The organism is Janthinobacterium sp. KBS0711 (assembly GCF_000988085.1).
Taxonomy (GTDB): Bacteria; Pseudomonadota; Gammaproteobacteria; order Burkholderiales; family Burkholderiaceae_D; genus Janthinobacterium; species Janthinobacterium lividum_E.
Genome location: NZ_LBCO01000025.1, coordinates 1 through 326 on the forward strand (window position 1 = coordinate 1; position 326 = coordinate 326).

At 57.4% G+C, this 326-nt stretch carries 1 protein-coding gene; it reads right to left on the bottom strand.

The features are described 5' to 3' along the window. Nucleotides 1-326: thiamine pyrophosphate-dependent enzyme (locus tag VM94_RS17785; protein WP_046684707.1), on the bottom strand; the 326-nt coding region annotated here is incomplete at both ends.

Sequence of the window (326 nt, forward strand, 5' to 3'; positions counted from 1 at the left end):
GCGGCCACTTTCGCGCCGATGATGGTCGGGAAGGCATAGCCGCAGTTGCCAAAGCTCATCGCCGCAAAGAAGCTGCGCGGCTTTTCAAAGCGCAGATAGCTGTTGGCCACCGAATTGATGTTGCCGATGTCGGTCGACACCATCACGTCTTCCGGCATGGCTTTTTCCAGCTCGCGCAAGACCTGGCGCGGGTGCAGGTAATTGCCCGGCTCTTTCTTTTGCTCTTCGATCATGTCCAGGCTGTACGCATCTTTTTCGTGCGTCCAGTTCGTCAATTCCTCTTCCCACGCCGCTTTTTCGGCTTGCACGGTGGCATAGCGCTCGTC